The 25,218-nt window shown below is 68.5% G+C and carries 23 protein-coding genes; 10 read left to right on the forward strand and 13 right to left on the reverse strand.

Translation table 11 applies throughout. The features are described from left to right. The first annotated feature begins 46 nt into the window (after positions 1-46). Entirely contained in the window at positions 47-1,624 is a 1,578-nt protein-coding gene (locus tag ACTWPB_RS13400) for a carboxylesterase/lipase family protein (RefSeq protein WP_446225973.1), read from the forward strand. Between the two features lie 56 nt (positions 1,625-1,680). Here the strand turns inward: ACTWPB_RS13400 and ACTWPB_RS13405 are convergent, their stop codons facing one another. Genes ACTWPB_RS13405 through rfbD form a run of 3 tightly spaced genes read right to left on the reverse strand, consistent with a single transcriptional unit; the run spans position 1,681 to position 4,564 of the window. Then, positions 1,681-2,760 carry a sugar phosphate nucleotidyltransferase gene (locus tag ACTWPB_RS13405; protein ID WP_378940420.1) on the reverse strand — a complete coding sequence of 360 codons (1,080 nt, stop codon included), beginning with the start codon at positions 2,758-2,760 and terminating at the stop codon, positions 1,681-1,683. Positions 2,761-2,795: 35 nt separating this feature from the next. Further along, complete coding sequence (locus ACTWPB_RS13410) at positions 2,796-3,701, reverse strand: glycosyltransferase family 2 protein (protein WP_446225974.1); 906 nt, start codon at positions 3,699-3,701, stop codon at positions 2,796-2,798. A gap of 11 nt (positions 3,702-3,712) precedes the next feature. Continuing rightward, positions 3,713-4,564, reverse strand: coding sequence for a dTDP-4-dehydrorhamnose reductase (gene rfbD, locus ACTWPB_RS13415; RefSeq protein WP_446225975.1), 852 nt, complete (start codon positions 4,562-4,564; stop codon positions 3,713-3,715). A gap of 226 nt (positions 4,565-4,790) precedes the next feature. Here rfbD and ACTWPB_RS13420 point away from each other — a divergent pair, with 226 nt between their 5' ends. The 3 genes from ACTWPB_RS13420 (at position 4,791) to ACTWPB_RS13430 (ending at position 8,361) form a co-directional block, all read left to right on the forward strand. Beyond that, the gene (locus ACTWPB_RS13420; RefSeq protein ID WP_446226329.1) at positions 4,791-6,212 is read left to right on the forward strand and encodes an LCP family protein; all 1,422 of its coding nucleotides are present in this window, start codon (positions 4,791-4,793) and stop codon (positions 6,210-6,212) included. Between the two features lie 3 nt (positions 6,213-6,215). Then, positions 6,216-6,929: a TIGR03089 family protein gene (locus ACTWPB_RS13425; RefSeq protein ID WP_446225976.1), complete on the forward strand. Its 714-nt coding sequence runs from the start codon at positions 6,216-6,218 to the stop codon at positions 6,927-6,929. Between the two features lie 103 nt (positions 6,930-7,032). Next, on the forward strand, positions 7,033-8,361 hold the full coding sequence (locus tag ACTWPB_RS13430) for a cytochrome P450 (protein WP_446226330.1): 1,329 nt from the start codon (positions 7,033-7,035) through the stop codon (positions 8,359-8,361). A 120-nt stretch (positions 8,362-8,481) separates the two neighbouring features. Here the strand turns inward: ACTWPB_RS13430 and ACTWPB_RS13435 are convergent, their stop codons facing one another. Then, complete coding sequence (locus tag ACTWPB_RS13435; protein ID WP_446225977.1) at positions 8,482-9,180, reverse strand: response regulator; 699 nt, start codon at positions 9,178-9,180, stop codon at positions 8,482-8,484. Beyond that, complete coding sequence (locus ACTWPB_RS13440; protein WP_446225978.1) at positions 9,177-10,730, reverse strand: ATP-binding protein; 1,554 nt, start codon at positions 10,728-10,730, stop codon at positions 9,177-9,179. Before ACTWPB_RS13440 ends, ACTWPB_RS13435 begins: the two co-directional genes overlap by 4 nt. Positions 10,731-10,828: 98 nt before the next feature. Between ACTWPB_RS13440 and ACTWPB_RS13445 the strand changes: the two genes are divergently transcribed. After that, positions 10,829-12,193 carry a cation:dicarboxylate symporter family transporter gene (locus ACTWPB_RS13445; protein WP_446225979.1) on the forward strand — a complete coding sequence of 455 codons (1,365 nt, stop codon included), beginning with the start codon at positions 10,829-10,831 and terminating at the stop codon, positions 12,191-12,193. A gap of 60 nt (positions 12,194-12,253) precedes the next feature. On the opposite strand, the gene ACTWPB_RS13450 is transcribed toward ACTWPB_RS13445, so the two are convergent. After that, positions 12,254-12,670, reverse strand: a complete 417-nt coding sequence (locus ACTWPB_RS13450; RefSeq protein WP_446225980.1) for a DUF4267 domain-containing protein — start codon at positions 12,668-12,670, stop codon at positions 12,254-12,256. 107 nt (positions 12,671-12,777) lie between these two features. On the opposite strand from ACTWPB_RS13450, the gene ACTWPB_RS13455 reads away from it, so the two are divergent. After that, on the forward strand, positions 12,778-13,350 hold the full coding sequence (locus ACTWPB_RS13455; protein ID WP_446225981.1) for a TetR/AcrR family transcriptional regulator: 573 nt from the start codon (positions 12,778-12,780) through the stop codon (positions 13,348-13,350). Between the two features lie 276 nt (positions 13,351-13,626). After that, on the forward strand, positions 13,627-15,096 hold the full coding sequence (locus tag ACTWPB_RS13460) for a phytoene desaturase family protein (protein WP_446225982.1): 1,470 nt from the start codon (positions 13,627-13,629) through the stop codon (positions 15,094-15,096). A gap of 70 nt (positions 15,097-15,166) precedes the next feature. Here ACTWPB_RS13460 and ACTWPB_RS13465 read toward each other — a convergent pair whose 3' ends face one another. The 7 genes from ACTWPB_RS13465 to ACTWPB_RS13495 form a co-directional block, all read right to left on the reverse strand. Then, positions 15,167-16,081, reverse strand: a complete 915-nt coding sequence (locus ACTWPB_RS13465) for a cation diffusion facilitator family transporter (RefSeq protein WP_446225983.1) — start codon at positions 16,079-16,081, stop codon at positions 15,167-15,169. A 125-nt stretch (positions 16,082-16,206) separates the two neighbouring features. After that, positions 16,207-17,451, reverse strand: coding sequence for a mannose-6-phosphate isomerase, class I (gene manA / locus ACTWPB_RS13470; RefSeq protein ID WP_446225984.1), 1,245 nt, complete (start codon positions 17,449-17,451; stop codon positions 16,207-16,209). After that, complete coding sequence (locus tag ACTWPB_RS13475; RefSeq protein WP_446225985.1) at positions 17,451-18,665, reverse strand: tobH protein; 1,215 nt, start codon at positions 18,663-18,665, stop codon at positions 17,451-17,453. Before ACTWPB_RS13475 ends, manA begins: the two co-directional genes overlap by 1 nt. Positions 18,666-18,801: 136 nt before the next feature. Next, positions 18,802-20,181 carry a phosphomannomutase/phosphoglucomutase gene (locus ACTWPB_RS13480; RefSeq protein WP_446225986.1) on the reverse strand — a complete coding sequence of 460 codons (1,380 nt, stop codon included), beginning with the start codon at positions 20,179-20,181 and terminating at the stop codon, positions 18,802-18,804. Positions 20,182-20,233: 52 nt separating this feature from the next. Further along, positions 20,234-20,617, reverse strand: a complete 384-nt coding sequence (locus tag ACTWPB_RS13485; protein WP_446225987.1) for a DUF3499 domain-containing protein — start codon at positions 20,615-20,617, stop codon at positions 20,234-20,236. Between the two features lie 72 nt (positions 20,618-20,689). Beyond that, positions 20,690-21,172: a metallopeptidase family protein gene (locus ACTWPB_RS13490; protein WP_194826429.1), complete on the reverse strand. Its 483-nt coding sequence runs from the start codon at positions 21,170-21,172 to the stop codon at positions 20,690-20,692. Between the two features lie 115 nt (positions 21,173-21,287). Continuing rightward, positions 21,288-21,521: a WhiB family transcriptional regulator gene (locus tag ACTWPB_RS13495; protein ID WP_133733920.1), complete on the reverse strand. Its 234-nt coding sequence runs from the start codon at positions 21,519-21,521 to the stop codon at positions 21,288-21,290. 560 nt (positions 21,522-22,081) lie between these two features. Between ACTWPB_RS13495 and cofD the strand changes: the two genes are divergently transcribed. The 3 genes from cofD to ACTWPB_RS13510 all read left to right on the forward strand — a co-directional run bounded on the left by cofD (position 22,082) and on the right by ACTWPB_RS13510 (position 25,099). Then, positions 22,082-23,068 (forward strand): 2-phospho-L-lactate transferase, encoded by a 987-nt coding sequence (cofD, locus tag ACTWPB_RS13500; RefSeq protein WP_446225988.1) that lies wholly within the window; start codon positions 22,082-22,084, stop codon positions 23,066-23,068. Further along, positions 23,065-24,456, forward strand: a complete 1,392-nt coding sequence (locus ACTWPB_RS13505) for a coenzyme F420-0:L-glutamate ligase (protein WP_446225989.1) — start codon at positions 23,065-23,067, stop codon at positions 24,454-24,456. Before cofD ends, ACTWPB_RS13505 begins: the two co-directional genes overlap by 4 nt. A gap of 100 nt (positions 24,457-24,556) precedes the next feature. Continuing rightward, entirely contained in the window at positions 24,557-25,099 is a 543-nt protein-coding gene (locus ACTWPB_RS13510; protein ID WP_446225990.1) for an NUDIX hydrolase, read from the forward strand. The last annotated feature ends 119 nt before the right edge of the window (positions 25,100-25,218 follow it).

The following is a 25,218-nucleotide window of genomic DNA, read 5'->3' on the forward strand; positions in this document are numbered from 1 at the left end:
CAAACGCACAGGCACCCGTGCGGTCGAGCCGGCTAGGAGGTGTGCGATGAGCATTCAGCCCGATTTCGATCCGGACGCGCGAGCCCACGATGCCGACCCGCTGGCAGAAACCGGATACGGCCTGGTCAGTGGAACCTGGGACGGGCCGGTCGCCGTCTGGCGGAGCATTCCCTACGCCGCCGCACCCGCCGGACCTGCTCGCTTCGCCGAGCCGCAGCCCCCGAAGCCCTGGGACGGGGTACGCGACTGCGTGGTCTTCGGTGATATCGCACCGCAGGCCATGGGCGCGATGGTGCCGGTGGATTCCGACCTGCAGATGGGCGAGGACTGTCTGTGGGTCAATATCTGGTCACCGAGGCCGGAGCCAAGCGACGACGAACCGCGCCCGGTGATGGTCTGGGTACACGGCGGCGCCTACTGCCTGGGCACCGCCGCCCAGTCCATCTACGACGGGCGCAAGCTGGCCGAGGCGGGCGAGGTGGTGGTCGTCTCGGTGAACTATCGGCTCGGGGTGCTCGGCTTTCTCGATCTGTCCTCGTTCGGCGAGCAGTTCACCGCCAATCTCGGCCTGCACGATCTGCTCGCCGCGCTCGCGTGGGTGCGCGACAATATCGCCGCGTTCGGCGGCGACCCGGGCAATGTGACCCTCTTCGGTGAGTCCTCGGGCGCGGGATGCGTTACCGCACTGCTCACCTCACCCGTCGCGGGCGGACTGTTCCACAAGGCGATCGTCCAGAGTCCACCCGCCACTACGGTGTTCGGGCAGGAGCGGGCCGCGGTCGTCGGGCAGCGTTATCTGGAGCTGCTCGAACTCGGGCCGGGTGAGGCGAATCGTTTGCTGGAGTTGCCGATCGAACAGCTCGTCGAGGTCGGTGCGGTGCTGCTGGACGAGGTGCCGATCAAGGAACCGGGCAGGCTCGCCGCGGCGCCGGTCGTCGACGGAAATCTGTTGCCGGGCTACCCGATCGACCGATTCCAGCAGGGGCTGTCGCATCGCGTGCCATTGCTGATCGGCACCAATCGCGATGAGGCGTCACTGTTTCGGGTGCTGCGCTCACCGATCATGCCGGTGACGCCCGACGCGGTGAACGCGATGCTGCGCGATGTCGCCGCGTCGCATCCCGAGATGTCGCCGGAGCGGATCGCCGAGATCACCTCGGCCTACCCCGATCTCACCAAAACCCGTGGGGCACTGGCGATGTCGACCGACGCGGCCTTCCGGATGCCCGCGGCCTGGGTCGCCGAGGGACATGCCGAGCATTCGCCGACCTGGATGTACCGCTTCGACTACGCCACCCCGATGTTGAAGGCGGCCAGGGTGGGAGCCGGTCATGCCACCGAATTGCCTTATGTCTTCGGCAATTTCGGTACCTTCAACCACGACCCCACCTTCTGGCTCGGCGGGCGCAAAGCGTCGGTCGCGGTCTCGGGCCGCATGCAGCGCCGCTGGCTGGCCTTCGCCGAACACAGTGTCCCCGCCGCCATCGACGGCTCCAAACACTGGCCCCACTACCGTCCCACCGCGCGCACCACCCTGCTCATCGACACCATCGACCGCGTCGTGGACAACCCCGACGCCGATCTCCACACCGCCTGGGGCGATCAGGCTGTCGGCTTCAGCTGAACAGCACGACGCCGGGCCGCCGAGACGAGAATCCCGGCGGCCCAGCGTCGGGTGGATCAGACGTCGGTGGAGAAGCGGATGCCGCCGTCGGGGATGACCACGCCGGGCCACACGCGGGCGCCGCGCAGGAGTTCGCAGCGGGCGCCGACGTTGGCGCCGTCGCCGATCACACCGTCGCGGACCAGCGCGCGGGGGCCGATGCGGGCACCGAAGCCGATGATGGAGCGTTCGACAGTCGCGCCCGCCTCGACTACCGCGCCGTCGAAGATCACCGCGCCGTCCAGTCGCGCACCCGCGCCGATCTCGGCGCCGCGCCCGACCACGGTCCCACCGATGAGCAGCGCGCCCGGTGCCACACCCGCGCCGGGATGGACGAGGGACTCGCCGCGCTGGCCGGGCAGAGCGGGCGAGGGAGCGATACCGCGGACCAGGTCCGCGGAGCCGCGCACGAAGTCCTCCGGAGTGCCCATATCGCGCCAGTAGGAGGCGTCGACGTGGCCCTGAACGCGGGCGCCCTCGGCCAGCAGCGCGGGGAAGACCTCGCGTTCCACCGAGACCGGACGGCCGGTGGGGATCTTCTCGATGTATTCGCGGCGGAACACATAGCAACCCGCGTTGATCTGATCGGTCGGCGGATCCTGGGTCTTCTCCAGGAACGCGGTGACCCGGCCGTTCTCGTCGGTCGGCACGCAGCCGAAGGCGCGCGGGTCGCTGACGCGAACCAGGTGCAGGGTGACGTCGGCGTTGGTCGACTCGTGGGTGTCGAGGATCGCACCGAGGTCGGTGCCGCCGAGGACGTCGCCGTTGAACACCATCACGTTGTCCGCGCGCAGCTTGGGCAGCACATTGCGGATACCGCCACCGGTGCCGAGCGGTTCGGTCTCGGTCACGTACTCCAGGTCCAGGCCCAGTTCGGAGCCGTCACCGAAGTGCTCTTCGAAGACCTCGGCCTTGAAGGAGGTGCCGAGCACCACGTGGGTGATCCCGGCCTCGGCGATCCTGGCCAGCAGGTGGGTCAGGAACGGCAGCCCGGCCGTCGGCAGCATGGGCTTGGGCGCCGAGAGGGTGAGCGGACGCAGCCGCGTGCCCTGTCCGCCGACGAGGATGACCGCGTCGGTGCCTGCATTGCCTGCCATCGAGTTTCCCCTGTTCACAGTGGACCGGTGCCTACTCAGGCGCCGGTTCGCGCTTGCTCACGCAGCGCCGATCGAACCGCAATCCGGGAGCGAACCGCAAGTCCGGCCCGCAGCGCGCCCCGCAACGGTGCCTGCCACCAGTGTGGATGCCGGTCCGCCTGGAAGCGGTAGGCGCTGGCGTGGTGGGCGGGCAGCATCAATTCCGGATGCTTGCCCGCGGCGTGGCCCTTGGCGTGGGTCACCTCGGCGTCCGGGACGAATACATTGTGCCAGCCCGCCTTGCCCATGCGGTCACCGAAGTCCACGTCCTCCATGTACATGAAGTAGCGCGAGTCGAAACCGTCGATGGTGTCGAACGCGGCGCGGCGCACCAGCAGGCACGAGCCGGACAGCCAGCCGACCACCCGCTCGGAGATCTCCTCGTTCTCCTGCCGGTAGCGCACCGACCAGGGGTTCTTCGGCCAGACCGAGCCAAGAACGGCGTGGCCCGCGCCGTCGGCGAGCCCGGGTACCCGACGTGCGGACGGGTAGATGCTGCCGTCGGGCTCACGGACCATCGGCCCGAAGGCGCCCGCGCGCGGCCAGCGCTTCGCCGCCTCGAGCATCTTGTCGATGGAATCGACGCCCCAGCGGATGTCCGGGTTGGCCAGGATGACGAATTCGATCGACGGATCGATCTCGGCGACGGCCCGGTTGATGGCGCCGCCGTAGCCGATATTGCCGCCGGTGTGCAGCAGCGTCACGTGCGAGTTGGCCTCGGCGACGAGTTCGGGGACGCCGTCGGTCGAGCCGTTGTCGGCCAGGATCACCTGCGGCTTCTCGCTGGTCGCGTCGGCCAGGGTGGTGATGAAGTGCTCGAGGTGCTCACCCGGTGAATAAGTCACCGTGACCACGGCAAGGCCGGCGGGGGCTGGAGAATCGGCTGCGTCTGCTGCGTTCACGACTGCGGAGCCTAGTCGGACAACCGCCGCAGTGCGTCGGTGAGTGCGATACGCCAGGAGCGAAGCGGGGTGAGGCCTGCCGCGTCCCAGGCCGCGGGGGACAGCACCGAATACGCCGGGCGCGGTGCGGGTCTGGGGTATTGGCTGGAGGCGCACGGCAGTACCCGGTGCGGGTCGGCGCCGAGGTCGGTGAAAACCGCTGCGGCGAGGTCGAACCAGGTGGCGGTGCCGGAGTTGGTGGCGTGCAGCACACGGGGGGCGTCGGGGCGGGTGCTCAATTCGAGGAGCGCGGCCGCGAGGTCGGCGGCGCTGGTGGGGGAGCCGAGCTGGTCGTTCACCACCGTGACGGTGTCGCGTTCGGCCTCCAGCCTGCGCATGGTCGCGACGAAATCCCCCTCGACACCGGCGTACACCCAGGCGGTGCGCACGACATGTCCGCCCAGCTCGAGCACGGCTTGCTCACCGGCGAGCTTGGACTGTCCGTAGACCGTGGCCGGTCCGGTCGGGTCGCCGGGTTCGTACGGCGTCCTCGCGGTTCCGGGGAAGACATAGTCGGTGGACACGTGGATCAGCCGCGCGCCCGCGGCGGCGCAGCCGGCCGCGAGCACGGCCGGTCCGGTCGCGTTGGCGGCGAAGGCGGCCTCGACGTCGGTTTCGGCCGCGTCCACCGCGGTGTAGGCCGCGCAGTTGATCACCACGGCGCCCGGTGCGAGGACGGCATCGACGGCGGCGCGGTCGGTGATGTCGATTTCGGCCCGCCCGAAGCCATGCGCATCGGGTACCAGGCGCAGGATCTGCTGCCCCAGCAGACCACGTGCGCCGGTTACGATCAGGTGAGCGGGGGCGGGGAAATCGGCGTTCACGCGGCCAGTCTGGCACGCCGGAGCACCTGCGGTTGGGCCCGAGTGTGGTAACTGTTGGTTAGCCTGTGATGGCCGGTGTCCGCGAACGAGCCCGGGCTGACGACAAGGTCGTGTTTGCCGGGGGGAAGAGCTGACCGGGCGCGGAGTTCGTCGAGAGGATGCACGAGTGCGAGAGTCGACTAGACCGGTCAGCGCGCCTGCTGGCACCTTCGGTCCGGCGAAACTGATGGTGGCGATCTCGGCGGTGCTGGTGCTGGCACTGACCGGATTCGCCTGGCGCAGTGTCGACAACCTGATCGCCAATATCGACCGGATCGGTGGCCTCGGCCTCGGCGGTGGCCGCGACGGCGCCGTCGACATCCTGCTCGTCGGTGTCGACAGCCGCACTGACGCGCACGGCAACCCGCTCACCAAAACCGAACGCGCCATGCTGCACGCGGGCGACGAGGTGGGCACCAACACCGACACCATCGTGCTGATCCGTGTCCCCAACGACGGCCGCTCGGCCACCGCGATCTCCATCCCGCGCGATTCCTACGTCGATGTCGGCGGCGGTCAGGGCAAGGCCAAGATCAACTCCGCCTACGGCTCGACCAAGGAGACCGAACGCGCGCAGCTGCTCGCCGAGGGCAAATCCGAAGCCGACGCGGAAAAGGAGTCGACCACAGCGGGCAGGCAGGCCCTCATCAAAGCGGTGGCCAACCTGACCGGCATCACCGTCGACCACTACGCCGAGGTGAGCCTGCTCGGCTTCGTGCTGCTCACCGACTCGGTCGGTGGGGTGGAGGTGTGCCTGAATCAGGCGGTGGACGAACCGATGTCGGGCGCGGACTTCCCGGCAGGCCGCCAGCGTCTCGACGGTCAGGAGGCATTGAGCTTCGTGCGTCAGCGCCATGATCTCGAACGCGGTGACATCGACCGGATCGTGCGTCAGCAGGTGTTCATGGCGCAGCTGGTCGGCCAGCTGCTCAATGCCAAGACCCTCGCCAATCCGGGCAAGCTCAGCGAGATCAGCGAGGCGGTGGGGCGCACCGTCGTGCTCGACGAGGACTGGGACGTGCTGGCCTTTTTGCAGCAGCTCAAGGACCTGTCCGGCGGCAAGGTGGAATTCGAGACCATTCCTGTCTCCGATCTCAACAGCATGACCTCGGCGGGGGAGTCGGTGGTCAAGGTCGACCCGAAGACGGTGCAGAGTTTCGTCGCCGCGCTGGTGGGGGAGGAGAAGACCGAAGAAGACGCGGCGCCGAAGATCGACACCTCGACGGTGACGGTGAGCGTGCTCAACGCGGGTGGCGCCACCGGGCTCGCGGGCAAGGTGTCGGCGGCTCTGACGAGCAAGGGCTTCCGGGAAGGCACGATCGGCAACTACACCGGCCGCGGCGTCAGCTCGAGTCGCGTGCTGGCCGCCGATGCCACCGACCCGAAGGCGGCGGCGGTCGCCGAGGTGCTCGGTGGCCTGACGGTGGTCGCCGATGCGACAGTGTCGGCGGATACCGTGAGCGTGGTCCTGGCGAGCGACTATTCTGGTCCGGGTTCGGCCGCGGCAGGCATGTTCGATCTCGACGCGACATCCTCGGCGACCGCGACACCGATACCGCCCGCCCCGCCGATCGATGCAGGCCAGAACGGACCGAAATGTGTGAATTGACCCATGCGTGAGCCGAATTCGACGCTGACCGACGCCCTCCTCGACCCGATTCTCGAACGCGATCCCGCCGGACCACGCGTCACCTGGTACGACGACGCCACCGGCGCGCGGATCGAACTGTCCGGGCTGACGTTGGCCAACTGGGCCGCCAAGACCGCGAACCTGATCCGCGACGAATTCGCGCTCACCCCCGGCGCCAGGGTCGCGGTGCTGTTGCCCGCGCACTGGCAGACCGCCGCGGTGCTGCTCGGATGCTGGTGGGCGGGGACCGAAGTGGTGCTCACGCCCGATCCCGATGCCGACCTCGCGCTGGTCACCCCCGACCGGCTCGACGACGCCGACGGTGTCGGCGAGGTGGCGGTGCTGTCGCTGGACGCGATGGGGACACCGGTGCGTGATCTGCCGGTGGGGGTCACCGATTTCGCGACCGCGGTGCGGGTGCACGGTGACCAGTTCCTGCCCGGTGGATTCCGGGCCGCGCTCGACGGCCTCTCGGTGAACGAAGTGCTGACCATGTCTCGGAGATCCGCCGCGCTGCAAGGGTTCTCCGCTGGTGACCGGGTGCTGTCGAGTACACCCTGGGACACGGTGGAGGAAGTGATCGACGGGTTCGTCGCGGTGTTGTTCGCCGGGGCTTCGCTGGTGCAGGTCGTCAATCCCGATCCGGCCGGTATCGACCATCGGGTCCTCACCGAGAAGGTGACCGTTCGGCGCTAGCTCCTACCCAGGTATAGGTTCGGATCCGCCTCGGGGACGTGTCGCGTGTCACACCATGTCCGTACTGTGGAAGCAAGACTTCGGCAGAGTGGCAGGGGTGGCGATGATTGCGCAGTACTGGGTTCGATGGTCGGCCGAGCACGGAGCACCGCGGGCGATCCTGCGCAGGCAAGTCCGTCGCGGCGATCCGTTCGCGACATTGCTCGCCGGGCAGCGGGGTGTGCACGATCCCTATCCGTTGATCGATGAACTGCGCGGATCGGGTGGATTGGTCAGGACGCCACTGTCGCTGGCCGCGTTCGACCATGGGCAGGTCCGAGCGATCCTGCGCGACCCCAGATTCGGGGTGCGGCCCGCCCTCGACAACGATCTGCCGACCCCGTGGCGCAAGCTCGCCGAGTGGGTCACGGTGCCGCCCAATCCGGTTGAGCCGCCATCGATGCTGGTCATCGACCCGCCCGAGCACACGAGAATGCGCAAGCCGGTGGCCTCGGCGTTCACCCCGCGCGCCATCGCCAGGCTGCGGGATCGGGTGGAGGTGGTCACGGCCGAACTGCTCGACGCGATGCCCGCGGACGGCTCAGTCGATCTGATCACCGATTTCGCCGCCAGGGTGCCGATCGCGATCATCGCCGAGATGCTCGGCTTTCCTCCCGCGGAGCGGGACCGGTTCCTCGCGTGGGGCGACACGGTGACACCGCTGCTCGACATCGGCACATCGTGGCGGTCCTACCGCGCCGCGATGAGGGCGATCGAGGACATGGACGACTTCCTCGCCGACCACATCGCCACGCTGCGGCGCGCTCCGGGCGAGGACATCCTGTCCACCCTGGTGAGTTCGGGCGATCTGAGTCTGGCCGAGCTGCAGGCCGGTGCGAGTCTGCTGATGGGAGCGGGTTTCGAGACCACGGTCAACCTGATCGGCAACGCGGTGGCCGCGCTGTCGGCTCATCCCGATCAGCTCGCGCTCGCGCAGGACGATCCGCAACGCTGGCCCGATGTGGTGGAGGAGACGCTGCGATACGACCCGCCGGTGCAGACCACCGCGCGCCAGGCGCTCGAGGATGTCGAGATCGACGGCGACCGCGTCCGGGCCAAGACGACGGTGATCCTGTCGCTGGCCGGGGCCAACCGCGACCCGGCGGTCTTCCCCGACCCGCACTGTTTCGACATCGGCCGCCCGAATATCCGGGAGCATGTGGCATTCAGCAGCGGTATCCACGCCTGCCTCGGCGCGAGCCTGGCCAGGATGGAAGCGGTGCACGCCCTGCGCGCGCTCTACACCCGCTACCCGAACCTGCGGTTACGCGGCGAGCCGACCCGCCGAAACCTGTTCACACTGCACGGTTTCGAGCACATGCCGGTCGACTTGGGCCCGGTCGCGCGAACGTCGGCGCCCGACGATCTGGCAGGCGCTTCGCGGCCCGCCTGAATCAGGCGCCGGTCAGCCGACTACCGCAGGAGCTTTCGCCGGACCCGACTCGGCGCGTGCCCACCGATGACGGCGATCCTCGCGCGGCCGGACTTCGGTGGTGGGCCAAACTTCGTCCGGCTAGGTGCTCGCGCGCCAGCGGTAGCGGGTCTTCGGGCGACCGGCGCGGCCGTAATCGGCGCGGCGCTCGGCCAGTCCGTCGTCGGCGAGCTTCTCGAGATACCGCCACGCCGTGATCCGCGAAACACCAACGGCTGCAGCGGCATCGGTGGCCGTGATCCCGGATTCGGCCGCGCGAACCGCGCGCGATACCTCCTCCAGCGTATGCTGCACAACGCCTTTCGGCGCACCGGCCCGCTGGTCGGCGGTGCGCAGGGCACCGAGCGCGCGGTCGATGTCGTACTGCGAAAGGGCCGCCTCGCCCGCGGGCAGCGCGGTGTCGAAACCGCGGTAGCGCTCCAGCTTTTCGCGGAACGCGGCGAAGGTGAACGGCTTGAGCAGATACAGCACCACACCGTGTGCCACCGCACTGCGCACCATGTTCAGCTCGCGCGCGGAGGTGATCGCGATGACATCGGGGCGCGGTTGCAGCCCGTTGAGCGCGGCGGCCACATCGAGCCCGCTGATGTCGGGCAGCCCGATATCCATCAGCACCAGATGGAACGGATCGCCGTCGGCGATCGCCTCGGCCGCCACCCGCAGCGCATCGCGTCCGGTGTGCACGACGCCACCGGTGACGAAACCGTCGAGCCGTTCGAGATAGGCCCGGTGGGCCTGGGCGATCAACGGCTCGTCCTCGACGATCAGAACCCGGATCAAGGTGTCTCCCTCAGCGGAATGCGAACGATGACCGCGCTGTGTGGTGCGGCCGTGGTGGTGATGGTGCCGCGATGCCGGTCGACGAGGCGGTGCACCAGAGCGAGGCCGAGGCCCGCGTGGTCGGATTTCGTGGTGTAGCCGCGTTCGGCGGCACGCGAGAACATCTGGGCCGACATACCGGGTCCGCTGTCGGACACCTGGACCCACAGCGCGCTGTCACGATGGCACACCGAGACCTCCACGCGCTTGTCGACGGTGCCCGCCGCGGCGTCGATCGCGTTGTCGATCAGGTTGCCTGCCAGGGTCACGGTCTCGTGCGCGGACAGTGGATCGGTGGAGTCGAGCGCGGTGTCCTCGCTGATGGCAAGGCTCACCCCGCGCTCGGCGGCCTGGTCGACCTTGCCGAGCAGCAGCGCGGCCAGCGCCGCGTCGCCGACGGCGGCCAGCAATCGGTCGATCAGCACCTGCGAGAGCTGCAGCTCCGCGGTCGCGAAGGCCACCGCTTCGTCGGGGCGGCCCAGCTCGACCATGGTGACCACGGTGTGCAGCCGGTTGGCGGCCTCGTGCGCCTGGGCGCGCAGCGATTCGGCGAAGCCGCGCACCGAGTCGAGCTCACCGAGCACCGCGCGCAGTTCGGTCTGATCGCGGATGGTGAGCACGGTGCCGATCTCGCGGCCCTCCCAGCTGACCAGGTCTTGGTTGACCAGCAGAATGCGGTCGGTGGTCACGTGCGTCTCGTCGCGCACCACGCCCCCGCTCATCTGCTGCAGCGAGACGGGCAGGTCACTGCGGTGCACGGGCCCGTCGGGCAGGTCGAGCAGGGTGCGCGCCTGATCGTTGACCACCTCCGCGGCCTCGGCCTGGGCGCCGAACACCACCAGGCCCTCGTGCACGGAGTGCAGGACCGCGTCGTGGTGTTCGTAGAGCGCGCGCAGCTCGTCGGGGGCGAGACCGTGGGTCTGGCGGCGCAACCTGCGGCTGATCAGGAACGACGACAGCGCGGCCAGCGCGAGACCCACCGCGGCCACCCCGAGGATCAGGGGCAGCTGGGAGGCCACCTGGGTGGTGATCTTGGCTCGGGTGACTCCGGCCGAGACCAGCGCCACCACCCGGCCGTTGTCGTACACCGGGGTGACCGCGCGGATCGAGGGGCCGAGGGTGCCGGTGAAGGTCTCGGTGAGGGTCTGACCTGCCAGTGCACCGTCGATGCTGCCGACGAACGGCTTGCCGATCAGGTCGGGGTTGGTGTGGGTGTAGCGCGTGCGGTCGGGTGCCATCACGACGATGAAGTCCATGCCGGTGGCCGCTCTGATCCGTTCGGTGGTCGGCTGCAGCAGCCCGCTCGGGTAGGGCGAGTTCACCGCGGCCAGGGTCGACGGCGACCGCGACACCGTCACCGCGACATCCCTGACCTGCATTTCCGCGGCAACATCGTGGTCGCGCCTGGCATCGAACACGGCCAGGATGGTGCCGACGGCGATCAGCAGTCCCAGCACCACCAGCTGCCATGCGAAGGCCTGTCCCGCGAGCGACAGTCGTCCTCGTCGCACCTCTTGCCTCCGACCTGGATTTCTCGAACGTTATGCGCAGATATGAAACTTATGGACCAAAGTGACGGCCGTCACAATAGTTCCTCATGCTCGTCGGCATGAGTGATACCACCGCAGCGCAGAAACGCGACCATACCCATTGGCTGTACATCGCGGTGATCGTCGCGGTCGTGGCCGGCGTCATTGTCGGCCGGGTGGCCCCGGAATTCGGTCAGTCATTGGCACCGTTGGGCACCGTGTTCGTGAACCTGATCAAGATGATGATCGCACCGGTGATCTTCTGCACGATCGTCCTCGGCATCGGTTCGGTGCGCGCGGCCGCCACCGTCGGCAAGGTCGGTGGCCTGGCCATCGGCTATTTCCTGGCGATGTCGACGGTCGCGCTCGGCATCGGGCTCGTCGTCGGCAACCTCATCGATCCGGGGGAAGGACTCGATGTCGGCACCTCGGGAGCGGGTGCGAAATACGCCGATCAGGCGCACAGTGCGGGCGGCACGTGGGAATTCATCGAGAACATCGTGCCGACCACGCTCGTGTCATCGCTGACCGCGGGCAGCGTGCTGCAGGCATTGTTCGTGGCGCTGCTGGTCGGGTTCGCCGTGCAGGCGATGGGCGATGCTGGCGCACCGATCCTGCGCGCGGTCGCGCTGGGCCAGAAGCTGGTGTTCCGGATCCTGTCGATGATCCTGTGGCTGGCGCCGATCGGCGCGTTCGGCGCGATCGCGAACGTGGTCGGCCGGACCGGTTGGTCGGCGGTGGTGCAGTTGGCGACGCTGATGATCGCGTTCTATCTGACGTGTCTGGTGTTCGTGTTCGGTGTGCTCGGCGTGATCCTGCGGATGGTCTCGGGCGTCTCGATCCTGAAGCTGTGCCGGTATTTGTCGCGTGAGTACCTGCTGATCGTGGCGACCTCGTCGTCGGAGTCGGCGCTGCCGCGGCTGATCGCCAAGATGGAACACGCGGGCGTGGCGAAGACGACGGTGGGTGTTGTTGTGCCGACCGGGTATTCGTTCAACCTCGACGGCACCGCCATCTACCTGACGATGGCTTCGATCTTCATCGCCGACGCCATGGGCACACCGCTGAACCTCGGCGAACAGGTCGGCCTGCTGCTGTTCATGATCATCGCGTCCAAGGGCGCCGCGGGCGTCACCGGCGCCGGCCTGGCAACCCTGGCCGGCGGCCTGCAGAGCCACCGCCCCGACCTGCTCGACGGCGTCGGCCTGATCGTCGGCATCGACCGCTTCATGTCCGAAGCCCGTGCGCTGACCAACTTCTCGGGCAACGCGGTGGCCACGCTGCTCATCGGAACCTGGACCGAGACCGTCGACGCCGACCGGACCCGTCGCGTGCTCGACCGGGAATTGCCCTTCGGCGAGGAGACGATGGTCGACGACCACGAGGTCGATACCCCCGTCGACATCACGAAACCTGTTCCAGCACAGGCGGTCGACGCGCACTGAGATAGCCGAAGGGCCCCGCGACGAGAAGTCGCGGGGCCTTTCGGTGGCTTCAGCGGCGGCTCATGCGGCGACGAATGGGCGTTCGGTCGAGCCCACGCGGCGCTCGCGGATCAGCAGCACACCGGCGAGCGCGACCAGTACCGCGGTGAAGCCGTGGACACCGAACGCGGTGGCGGTGGAGCCCTGCCAGCTCAGGACGGTGGTCATGTCACCGAACGGGGTGAGCGAGGTGGCCAGCATGGCGACGCCGAGCGCGAAGCGCTGCTTGGTGGCGAGCAGGGAGAGGATCACCACGCCGCTGACGATGTCACGAACGCCCTTGAGGTTCAGGAACGCCACCGCGTCGCCCTCGGGCACAGCGGGCAGGCCGAAGCCCGCGGCCGTCGCCTCCGGGGCGATCAGGTAGTTGATGCCGACGTAGATGATGAAGAGCCCGCCGAGCAGGGAGAGGCCGGTGGCGATGCGCGAGGTGGTCATGATGTGCTCCTGAATCTTTACTGTGCTCTGAAATCTAGCGGCGCTAGGTGTTGAGAGAACCCTAACCCACCCTCGCCATCTTGTCTAGCGCTGCTAGAATTTCAAGCATGAGTACACAACAGCGCAAGGAACGCGACCGCGCCGAACGGCATCAGCGGATCATCGACGCCGCACGTGAGATGGCCGAAGCGGACGGCTGGGACGCGGTCACCATCCGAAAACTGGCCGACCGCATCGAATACAGCCAGCCCGTGCTCTACAGCCACTTCGCGAACAAGGCGGCGATCGTCGGCGCCGTGGCCCTGCAGGGCTGTGTCGAGTTCGCCGAGAAACTGAAGGTGGCCAGGGAGGCGGCGACCACTCATGCCGAGGTGGTCGCCAATGTCGCCCGCGCCTACCTCGACTTCGCCACCGACAACCCGGCCCGCTACGACGCCATCTTCGAGCAGAAGACCGACCTCGAGTTCGGCCTCGACGCTCCGCAGCCGCTGCGCGACGCCTTCGCCGGTCTGGAAGCGATGTTCACCCCGTACGCCGAAGGCGACGACCTCGGCGCCCGCACCGAAGTCGTCTGGGCCTCCCTGCACGGCCTCGCGACGCTCGAGCGCAGCGCTCGGCTGCGCCCCGAACTACGCGAACGGCGCATCGCCTTGCTGGTCGACGGGGCTGCGTTGGATTGAGCGCTGGCGCGCTCGAGGCGGGGCCCTTCGGGCCCGGAGATCTTCCCTCCCTCCGGGTACTCCTTCGTCGCACCCTCCACTCAGTCCAGATCAGGGCGGGCCCCGCCCTTGGTAGAGACATACAGCGGGTAGACATGCAGTGGGTAGACATACAGCGCTGGCTTGTCCGGGGCGGCTCGGGATTGCGCTGCTGGGGGCGGTGAGTGAACACTCATCGGCGCGCGGGCCAGTTCCGCGTAGGTTGGAGCAGGTAGGCACACGTGCGAAGGGGCGACAATGGCGGAAGTCGTAGTGGTCGGGTCGGGGCCCAACGGTCTCGCCGCGGCGGTGATCGCCGCTCGGGCCGGGTTGTCGGTGCGGGTCCTCGAAGCGCAGGAGCAAGCAGGCGGCGGATCGCGCACCGCCGAGCTGACCCTGCCCGGATTCCATCACGACATCTGTGCCGGTGCGCATCCGATGGCGTTGGCATCGCCCTTCTTTCGCGCGTTCGATCTAAAGGCGCACGGCGTCGAACTTCTCGCCCCGACCGTGTCCTACGCACACCCGCTCGACGGTGGGACCGCCGGATTGGCTTGGCGCAACCTCGAATCCACGGTCACCGACCTCGGGCGCGACGGCCGGGCGTGGCGAGACCTGTTCGCGCCGCTGGTCGAGCACTGGCCCGAGGTGGTCGAGCTGGCCATGTCGGACCTGCGGCACCCACCGCTGCGCGTCGGCACGGGCATCAAGTTCGCGACCAGACTGCTCGAACAGGCATCTCCATTGTCCGACAACCGTTTCAGCGGTGACGTCGCGCCCGCGATGTTCAGCGGTGTGGCCGCCCACGCCATCACCTCACCGCGCGCCTTCCCCGCGGTCGGCGCCGCCCTGCTGCTCGGCACCCTCGCGCACGCGGGCGGCTGGGTGATCCCACGCGGTGGCAGTCAGGCGATCCCGAACGCGATGATCGCCGAGATCGAAAGCCTCGGTGGCGAGGTGCGCACCGGGCATCGGGTCGACGATTTCGCCGAACTCGCCACCGCGCGCGCGGTGCTGTTCGACACCTCGCCCGCCGAACTCCTTCGCATCGCCGGTGACCGGCTGCCGTCGCGATACCGCAACAGCCTCGGGCGTTTTCAGTACGGCAACGCCGCCTGCAAGGTCGATTTCGCCCTGTCGGGACCGGTGCCGTGGGCCGCGCCGGGCGCCGACCTGGCGGGCACCCTGCACCTGGTCGGCACCAGGGCGCAAGCCATGCACGCCGAACATCAGGTCGCCACAGGCAGATTCGCCGATCGGCCGTTCGTCCTGGCCATTCAGCCCGGCGTGGTCGACCCCACCAGGGCACCCGAGGGACAACACACCTTCTACACCTATGCCCACGTTCCCAACGGAACCGATCGCGATATCAGCGACCAGGTGATCGACCAGGTCGAACGCTTCGCGCCCGGTTTCCGCGACCTGATCCTCGCGAAACACGTGCGACCGGCGGCGTTCATGCCCGCGCACAATGCCAACTACGTCGGCGGCGATATCTCGGCGGGCGCGATGACCACGCGCCAGACCCTGTTCCGGCCGCTCGCTCGCTGGAACCCCTACTCCACCCCGATTCCGGGCACCTACCTGTGCTCGTCGTCGACCCCACCGGGGCCAGGCGTCCACGGAATGCCGGGCCTGCACGCGGCACAACACCTGCTGCGCAACCGTTTCGGCATCGTCACCGACCCACTCGACCTGTTGCGCGGCGCGGCGCCCGCCTACCGGTAGCCGCTCAGCTCGGCTTCATCGGTGTGTTGTGGACCTCGCCGGGCTCGAGCGACACGACCCGGCCGCTGAACTACTGGGTGCGGTAGAGGTCTGGCTCGAGGTAGATGAGGCGGGCGGTCGGGACCGCTGCGCGGACACGGGTTTCGGCCGCGTCGATGGCTTCGGCTATTCCGGCGATATCGAGGTCGGCTGCGATGGCTACCTTGGCCGCGACCAGCATTTCCTCCGGGCCGATGTACTGGGTCTTGAGGTGGATCACCGAGGTGATCTTGGTGCCGTCGACCAGGTTCTCGTGGATGGCACGACCCTGTTCGGGGGTGGCACCTTCACCGATGAGCAGGCTCTTCATCTCCACGATCAGCACGATCGCGATGATGCCGAGCAGGATGCCGATGGCCAGGGTGCCGATGCCGTCGTAGATCGGGTTGTCGGTGATCATGGTCAGCCCCACCGCGCCGAGGGCGAGGATCAGGCCGATCAGCGCGCCGGTGTCCTCGAGCAGCACCACCGGCAGCTCGGGGCTGCGCGAGTTACGGATGAACCGCCACCAGCTCGCATTGCCTTTGAGCGGCCTGGATTCGCGCACGGCGGTGAGGAAGCTGAAGGTCTCCAGGAAGATCGCGATCACCAGGATCACGACCGCCACGATCGGCTGACTCAGCTCCTCGGGGTGCTGGACCTTGTGGATGCCCTCGTAGATCGCGTACACCGAGCCGAGGGTGAACAGCACCAGCGCCACGACGAACGAGTAGAAGTAGCGGTTACGGCCGTACCCGAACTGGTGCAGCTCGTCGGCATCCTTGGCGGCGGCCTTCTGCCCGAACAGCAACAGGCCCTGATTCGCGGTGTCGGCGACCGAGTGCACGCCTTCGGCCATCATCGACGCCGACCCCGTGATGAACGCGCCGACGAACTTCGCCACCGCGATCCCCGCATTGGCCGTCAACGCCGCGACGATCGCCTTCTTGCCACCACTAGCCGACATGCCGGCCGCCCTTCTGTTCACTGAACACGACTCGCCACAGCCTAATAGGACACAGCCGCGATGCGATCATTTGTCTCTCGCGCGGTGCCGCGGCGATGGCGGCGGTTTCGCGCCTCGGGCGCAGCTCAGTCGCCGTCGCCGTCGCCGTCGCCGTCGCCGTCGCCGACGCAGGCGCTGAACAGTTGGGCGGGGCCGCGGAGCGCGCGCGCCTTGATATCGGTGTCGGCGGCGGAGATCCAGGCCGCGCCGCCACGTTCGACGACGAGGGTGCGTCCGTTCTCGGAGAGCTCGACCGTGCCCGCGGTGCACAGCACGATGCCCGGCCCGGCGTCGGCGAGCACGACCGGCTCGTCCTCGGCGGCGAGGTCGAAGCGGCACAGTGCGAATTCCGGTGCGGGCGTGCGGTATCGGATACCGCCGTCGTCGCCGGGTTCGGGTTCGATCACCGGCAGGTCGATCGGTTCGAAGTCGAGCACCCGCAGGAGTTCGGGCACGTCGACGTGCTTGGGGGTGAGCCCGCCACGCAACACGTTGTCGGAGTTGGCCATGATCTCCACGCCGACCCCACGCAGGTAGGCGTGCAGATTGCCGGCCGCGAGGAACAGCGCCTGGCCCGGTTCGAGGGTGAGCCGGTTGAGCAGGAGCGCGGCGAGGACCCCCGCGTCGCCGGGGTAGACCTCGGCCAGTTCGAGCGCGGTGCGCACCTCGGCGGTGAACGCACGCGCGCCCTTGCCGGACAGGTACTGCACACAGCCCTCGAGCACCGTGGGCAGCAGCTTCGACAGCGCGGCGGGCGGCAGCGTGATCCAGGTGGTGAACAGGGTTCGCAGGCCTGCCGAATCGGGCTGGGCGGCAAGCAGTTCGGCGTAGATATTCAGGCCGGGCACGTCGAGCGCGCGCAACAATTCGACAGTGCGATGCGGGTCGCGGAACCCGGCCAGCGCCTCGAAACGCTCCAGTGCGACAACGAGTTCGGGCTTGTGGCTGTCGTCGCGGTAGTTGCGCAGCGGCGAATCCAGCGCGACGCCGGTGCGGTTCTCCCGTTCGAATCCGGCGCGCGCCTGCGCCGAACTCGGGTGGGCCTGCAACGACAGCGGTTCCTCGGCGGCGAGGATCTTCAGCAGGAACGGCAGCCGGGCGCCGAAAGTGCCGGCCACCGCGCCCAATTCGCCCACCGGGTCGGCGGTGAGTACCTCGAGCAGTGAGCGTGTGCCCGAGTCGGTCTGCACGTGCGCGGGATCGGCCGGGTGCGCGCCGAACCAGAGTTCGGCTTCGGGATGGGCCGATGGCACCGGCCTTCCGCACAGCTGAGCGAGCGCGGTGCGCGACCCCCATGCGTAGGAACGCAGCGCACCAACGAGTTCCTGCACTAGTAGCGTCCCCCGTCGTATCGATCCGGTTCGGGCGCGGCGACACCGCGCGCACCGGTCAGCCGAAGATAAGCCGCGGCCATGTCGAGCCGCAGCGCGAGCACGGCCAGCTGCTCGAGTTCGCTGCCGTGACCGCCCCCCGCGGCGGACTCGGCAGCGGTTCGTTCGAGCGCGGCACCCGGGTCGGCGAGCTGGGATTGCAGCTCATCGACATCGGCATGGACCAGATCGGCGTCGACCAGTCCCGCGCCCGCGCCTTCGAAGACCGCGAGCTTGCGCCGGGCGGCGGCCTGATCGGGGTGCACGCTCAAGGCGAGCACCCGCACTCGGTCGACCGGGGCGGGTCCGTCGAGCTCCTCGTCGTGGAACAGCGGGTCGAAACCGGGCGCGGTGCCGCCGGTGGTCGCGGCCAGGCGGCCGACCGCGGCGACGGCGCCGGCGAGATCGGTAGCCGTTGCCAGCCTGCCCGCCGATTGCAGCAGCACCTCGGCGCCGTGACCGGCCAGTTCGACCGCGGCGGGCGAGTCGCCCGCGAGGACGACACCGACACCGTGCATGCGCGCGGCGAGCGTCTTGGCCGGATTGTGGAAGACCTCGTTGGTCGGGCCGTCGCGCAGTGCTTCGGCATCGAGCATGTCGGCCAGCGCGGTGAGATCGGGAGTGGCCGGGCCGCTGCGCTGGGCGTCGACACCGCGTAACACCGCGATCCCGACGGCGAGGAAACGGAGCAGCCGATTGTGGTCGAGCACGGGCACGCGCGGTTCGAGCACGATCGCGCGACCGGCGGCGACCGCGCGCAACGGACCCTCGTTGGGCGCGGCGATCACCACTTCGGCGCTGCGGCGCAGGGCGCGGTCGACGGCGTCGATGAGCCGCGGATCGCCCGCGTCGTCGCCGGCCACCAGGACCACGTCCAGCGGGCCGACCCACGGCGGCAGCGCGGTGACGGGCACGATCGGCAGCCCGGCCCGGTCACCGAGCGTGGCGACAAGCAGCCCGGCCGCGCGTGCGGCGCGACCCGATCCGGCGACCAGCACCAGGCTGCGCGGGCGCAGGTCGGAGAGACGTTCGATCAGCGAGGTTTCGGCGACCGCGGCGGCCGTGGCACGCACCTGGGCGCCGCCTGAGGCCGCCGAGCGCAGGGCGCCGCCCGTGTCGGCCGCCGCCAGCGACTCGGCGTCGTCGAGGTCGAATACCGGTGTTCCAGCGATCATCGCCGAATCCACCTCCCCTCATCGCGCTGTGTCGTCTGTGACTCCACTATTCCAGCCGGGCACCGGCAATGCTCGTAATCTGCCGTCGCCGAATACCGGGCATGTGATTCCACGGGTACTGGTTTCATCTTCCCAGTCAGGCGCGGACGATGCTCAGGATCTCGGTCACGAGTGCGTTTACTTCGGCCTGCGATCCGGCTTCGACATTGAGTCGAAGTAGCGGTTCGGTATTCGAGGCGCGCAGGTTGAACCAGGCATGGCCGCCCAGGTCGACCGTGACGCCGTCCATCCGGTCCACCGACTCGGTGCGGTCGGCGAACGCGGCGAGCACGGCGGCGGTGCGGTCGGCTGCGTCGGCGACGGTGGAGTTGATCTCGCCCGAGGCGGCGTACACGTCGTAGGCGGCCATCAGGTCCGAGACCGGACGCGGGCCCTCACCGAGCGCGGCCAGCACGTGCAGCGCGGCCAGCATGCCCGAGTCGGCACCCCAGAAATCGCGGAAGTAGTAGTGCGCCGAGTGCTCGCCACCGAACACCGCGCCGGTCGAAGCCATCTCCTGCTTGATGAACGAGTGCCCGACCCTGGTGCGCACCGGCTTGCCACCGAGCTCCTCAACGAGCTCGGGCACCGCGCGCGAGGTGATCAGGTTGTGGATCACCGTGGCTCCCGGCTCCTTGGCCAGCTCACGCTGCGCCACGATGGCCGTGATCGCCGAGGGCGAGACCGGCTCGCCGCGCTCGTCGACGACGAAGCAGCGGTCGGCGTCGCCGTCGAAGGCAAGGCCGATGTCGGCGCCGCTGGAACGGACGAGCGCCTGCAGGTCGACGAGGTTCTTCGGATCGAGCGGGTTGGCCTCGTGGTTGGGGAACGAGCCGTCGAGTTCGAAGTACAGTGGCACGATCGTGACGGGGGCGAGGGTGCCGAGCACCGCGGGCACGGTGTGGCCGCCCATGCCGTTGCCCGCGTCGACCGCGATGGTGAGCGGGCGGATCTCGTCGAGGTTCACCAGCTCGCGCAGGTAGGTCGCGTAATCGGCGAGCAGATCGGTCGTGGTCGCGGTGCCCGGTGTGCCGTCGTAGGCGGGCACACCCGCGATGACCTCGGCGGCGATGGTGGCCAGCCCGGTGTCCTGGCCGACGGGCAGCGCGTTCGCCCGGCACAGCTTGATGCCGTTGTACTCGGCCGGATTGTGGCTGGCGGTGAACATGGCGCCGGGACAGCCGAGCTTGCCGGAGGCGAAATAGAGCTGGTCGGTGGAGGCGAGGCCGATGTGCACCACATCGAGGCCATGGGCCCGCACGCCCGCGGCGAAAGCCTGGGACAGTGCGGGGGACGAATCGCGCATGTCGTGGCCGATCACCACGCGGGTGGCGCCCTCTTCGCGCATCAGGCGAGCGAAGGATGCGCCCACATCGCCGACGAACGACTCGTCGATCTGTTCGCCCACCACCCCGCGGACGTCATAAGCCTTGATCACGGCATTCACGAGTTCGCCAGAGCGCGCGAGGGTCGTCATGGACGTAACCCTAGCGGGCTCCACCGACTCTTCGGGATCCTGGCCGGGCTAGCTACGGATCCGGCAGAACCCGGAGGTGGCCGCGGCGGCCAGTGCGTGTGGTGCGGGGGGCCGAGGGGGAGTTGTCGCGGTAGCCCGGCTGGTCGGCTTCGGCGGGGCGACGGCGCAGGCCCGCTTCGCGGACCGCTTCGGCCAGGGCGGTGAGGTCGTCGTCGTCGGGGGTGCTCGAGGAGAAGCCGCCTTCGTGGCGGACCAGCTCCCAGCCCTTGGGCGCGGTGATGCGGCAGGCGTGCGTTTCGCAGAGATCCCAGGAGTGTGGTTCGGCGACGGTGGCCAAGGGTCCGACGACGGCGGTCGAGTCGGAGTACACATAAGTCAGCGTCGCTACAGCCGGGTTCTTGCAGCCGGGTCGGCAGCAACGACGCAGAGGGATCACGACGTCGAGATTAACCCTCCGCGGCCCGAAAGTGGATATGGACACGCCCTGAAGAGCGGAGGCGCAGGACGTCTATTCGGGCTCGGGATCGATCAGATCGGGGTCGACACCGAGGTAGGTCGCGATCTGCTGGACGAGTACCTCGCGCAGCAACTCGACCAGATCGTCGGGATCGGCGGCCCGTAATTCCAGCGGCTTGCGGAACAAGACCACCCTGGCGCGGGTGGCCGCACCGTGGCGGTCGACGCCCGCGGGGATGAGCCGCGACAGTGGTACCGGTCCGTCGGCGACGACCTCGTCGGGCCAGGTGACCGAATCAGGATGCAGCGGACGGATTTTCGGTACATCGTCGACGGCGATATCGAGCTTGGTGAGTCGATCGTGCCAGCGGGTGTCCAGTGGGGCGAACGCCTCGAGCACGAGCCGATCGAATTTCTGGCCCCTGGTGCGCCAGGCGGGCACCGTTGGCGGGAGCATGGGGCCACGGACACCGCGGCCGCGGCGGGTCACCGAACGAGCGGTGGGTGCCGGGGAATGACGCCGGGAACGTGCCATGGGTCTTTCACCTCTCTCGCAGCCACCGTGAAGGGCGTTCGCCCGGAGACACCGACGTACTGCGCCTGCGTGGCTCCGGGCCAGGCCTGGAGAGAGTCTACTTTCGAACAGTCACTTAACCGATTCCGCGCTTCAGCCTGCGACGCTCTCGTTCCGAGAGACCGCCCCAGATTCCGAAGCGTTCATCATGTGCCAGTGCGTATTCCAGGCACTGGTCACGTACTTCACAGCCCAAGCAGATTCGCTTGGCCTCACGCGTCGAGCCGCCCTTCTCGGGGAAGAACGCCTCGGGGTCGGTCTGAGCGCAGAGGGCACGTTCCTGCCACTGCTCCTCGATCGACTCGAACATTTCGTCGAAGCCCGTATCGACCAGACTCAGCCGGGGAGCCGCGACTTCGCTTACCACGTCCGGTTCCTGCCAGCTCATGTCAGCGCAGACAGCGTGAGCTGCGCCTGCTGTGGAATCGGTCGGCGAGACCAGATCTTCGGTCATCGTTCCGCCTCCTCACTATGTGTTAGCGCAGAATGATTCTTTCCGTCGGTCCGATGGAACTCCGACGGCCCAACACCGCGATGTAGTCTCGCGGGCTCCCCGAGCCTGCCTTCCAGCGAGTGGGAACCTTCTCTCGCACGTCCGCTGCGCGATGTCCTCGCGCTGTGGTCGTTTCAGGCGAGTTGGAACCTTCTCGCAAACGCCCCCGCGCTATGCCCTCTCGCGGTGACCGGAATGACATGTCTGTGATTAGACACGCCGCACTTGCCGGTGGTCAACCCGCCGTCACCCTTCCGTTACACTCCGCACCCGCCTTTCGTGTTGATCTTGTTATGTGCTGTGGCAAATGGTCAGCAACTTCGCTGGAATTCGGCGCGAAACCAACCGGCAACCGCCACTCACTAGGCTGTGACCCTGTGACTGCACAACACGCGGTGCGCGAGCCCAGGATCGCCGTTCTCGTCGGCGGCGTCGGCGGTGCCCGGTTCCTCCAAGGCGTCCGGCAGCTGCTGCCCGAAGCCGACATCTCCGCCATCGTCAACGTCGGCGACGACGTCTGGATGCATGGCCTTCGCATCTGTCCCGACCTCGACACCTGCATGTACACCCTCGGTGGTGGTATCGATACCGAGCGTGGCTGGGGCCACGCCGACGAAACCTGGCACGCGAAAGAGGAGCTGGCCAAATACAACGCCCAGCCCGATTGGTTCGGCCTCGGCGATCGCGATATCGCCACCCATCTCATTCGCACCGAAATGCTGCGCGCCGGGTATCCGCTGTCCGCGGTCACCGAGGCGCTGTGTAATCGGTGGCAACCGGGCGTGCGGCTGATCCCGGCTACCGACGATCGCTGCGAAACCCACGTGGTGGTCAGCGATCCCGACAACGCTGGCGAACGTCGCGCGATCCACTTTCAGGAATGGTGGGTGCGGTATCGCGCGGCCCTCCCGACCCACGGATTTGCCTCGATCGGCGCCGAGCGGGCCACTCCGGCGCCGAATGTGACCGAAATCATAGGCGCCGCTGACGCCGTATTGCTGGCCCCGTCGAACCCCGTGGTGAGCATCGGCGCGATCCTCGCCGTGCCCGGGATCCGGGGTGCGCTGCGCACCAGCGAAGCCAAGGTGATCGGGCTCTCGCCGGTGATCGACGGAAAGCCGTTGCGCGGCATGGCCGATGAGTGCCTGGCGGCGATCGGCGTCGAGTCCACCGCGGAGGCGATCGGCCGCCACTACGGCGCCCGCTCGGCCACCGGCATCCTCGACGGGTGGCTGGTGCACTCCACCGACTCCGCCGATGTTGCGGGCGTCGAGGTGCGCAGCGTGCCGCTGCTGATGAGCGACCCCGAGGCGACCGCTGAAATGGCGCGCGCCGCACTGGAATTGGCGGGAGTGAAGGCATGAGCGCGCAGGAGTCGGTCCGCTCGACCGGACCGGACGTTGGCATCGGCGCGTTGCCCGACCATGCCGCCGCCGAGTTGCGGATCCTGCCGGTGACCGGCCTGCCGGAGTTCCGGCCCGGTGACGACATCGGCGAACACCTTGCGGCGCAAGCACCCTGGCTCGCCGATGGTGACGTCATCGTGGTCACCAGCAAGATCGTGTCGAAGGTCGAGGGACGGATCGTCGTCGCGCCGATCGACCCCGAGGAACGCGATGCCAGGCGTCGTCAGCTCGTCGAGGAGGAAGCCGTTCGGGTGCTCGCGCGCAAGGGACGCACCCTCATCACCGAGAATCGGCTCGGCATTGTGCAGGCGGCTTCCGGTATCGACGGTTCCAATGTGGCCGAGGGCGAATTGGTGCTGCTGCCTGTCGATCCCGACGGCAGCGCGAAATCCCTGCGCGCCGTGCTCGCCCGGCTGCTCGGCGTCGACGTGGCCGTCGTCATCACCGACACCATGGGCCGGGCCTGGCGTAACGGGCAGATCGACGCCGCCATCGGGTCGGCCGGGCTACGGGTGCTCCATGATTACGCCGGCTCTGTTGATGGGCAGGGCAACGAACTCCACGTCACGCAGGTGGCCATCGCCGACGAACTCGCCGCGGCCGCCGATCTGGTCAAGGGCAAGCTCGGCGGGGTCCCGGTGGCAGTGGTGCGCGGACTGCACCCCGACGACGACGGGTCGACCGCGGCCACGCTGCTGCGCGGTGGCGTCGACGACCTGTTCTGGCTCGGTACCGCCGAGGCGATCGAGATGGGTCGCAAAGAGGCTGTGCCGCTGCGCCGTTCGGTGCGCGCGTTCACCGACGAAGCCGTCGACCCGGAACGGGTCCGCGCCGCCGTCGCGGTCGGGCTCACCGCGCCCGCACCGCACCACACGCGCCCGGTGCGCTTCGTCTGGCTGCGCGAGGCGAGCCTGCGGGCGCAGTTGCTCGAGGCCATGGCCGAGAAGTGGAGTGCCGACCTCACTGCTGACGGGCTCGACCCCGAACGCGTGCAGCGTCGAATCGCGCGCGGCCGCATCCTTTTCGACGCGCCGGAAGTGATCATCCCGTTCTGCGTGCCCGACGGCGCCCATGAGTACCCCGACGCTCGTCGCCAGGCCGCCGAGCAGACGATGTTCACGGTGGCCGTCGGCGCGGCGGTGCAGGGCCTGCTGGTCGCGTTGGCCGCCGACGGCCTCGGCAGCTGCTGGATCGGCTCCACGATCTTCGCGCCCGAGATCGTGCGCGAGGTCCTCGGGCTCGACGAGGACTGGATGCCGTTGGGCGCCATCGCGATCGGTCATCCCCTCGAGGAACCCGCACCGCGCGCCGTCGGCTCGGCCGGCGCTGGACTGGTGGAACTGTGAGCGAGAAGGTGCACGCCGACGCGTCGGCGCGGCGTGCCATGACCACGGAGCCGGTGCGAGTCGCCCTGCCGGAGCGCGGTGTGGTGACGGAGCCGGGTCGATGAGCGCGCAGTCGCTGCACGCTTCGGCGACCGAGTTGCTCACGCACTGGCAGCCCGAGACCGGCGCGGATCATTCACTGCGCGAAGCGATCCTGGCCTTCCTCGGTTCGGCGCCCCGTGGCTGCCTGCGCGAACACGCCCCCGGCCACATCACCGCGTCGGCGATCGTGCTGTCCCACGATCGCCGCGACATCCTGCTCACCCTGCACCCGCGCGTGGGTCGCTGGATCCAGCTGGGTGGTCACTGCGAACCCGATGACGAGACCGTGCAGGACGCGGCGCTGCGGGAGGCGGTGGAGGAATCCGGCATCCCCGACCTGGTCCTCACGCCGGGTCTCTACGGCGTGCAGGCGCATCCGATCACGTGCTCGCTCGGCGTGCCGACGCGGCATCTCGACCTCCTCTTCGAGATCGTCGCGCCCCCGGACGCGGTACCGGTTCGCAGCTCCGAATCGACCGATCTGCGGTGGTGGCCGGTCGACGGGCTACCGGCGGGCGCCGACGTCCTGGTTCGGTCACAGGCCCTATGTAAAGGACCCTGAATAGATCACTGACCTGTAACGACGGCGACCATGTCCAGGTTGGGACACGCCTGCCGGCAGGCGTTGTCATGCCCATCTAGCTTTACAAAGGGAGGAATTTGTCTAGACGGCGGACACAT

It is taken from the genome of Nocardia sp. IBHARD005 (assembly GCF_052814245.1).